A 393-nucleotide genomic window follows, 5' to 3' on the forward strand; every position below is an offset into this window, starting at 1 on the left:
TCATTAGTCGAGTTAATGATAGCCACCTTGGTTGGACTGATACTCACTTATTCAATTTTACAAATATACCTGGCACAAACCCAACTTTACAAAGCATCGAACTCTCAGGATCTTATTCAAAGTACTGAAAATGCCATATCCAATTTACTCATACCGATGATAAGATCGGCTGGATTTGCCGGCTGTGGATCCATTATCACCGCAGTTTCCAGCCTAAATGCTGGGGGCCCAAGGCCTTTGGGAATATTGAATACAACGCCAACAATCCTTATGGGTTACAATGGCAGCGGAGCGAGCTTCACAATAACCCAAAGCAATCCTGCAAATAGCACCAATGCCAGTCATTGGTCACCCGCATTAGATTCCACCCTTGTTGGCAATGCTCAACAAGGT

At 44.0% G+C, this 393-nt stretch carries 1 protein-coding gene; it reads left to right on the plus strand.

The genetic code is table 11. From position 1 onward, the window contains the following. Positions 1-393 (plus strand): PilW family protein (locus AC1VNY_RS42870; protein ID WP_482409734.1); only part of this gene is annotated, 393 nt, incomplete at both ends.

The organism is Bradyrhizobium ferriligni (genome assembly GCF_056837965.1).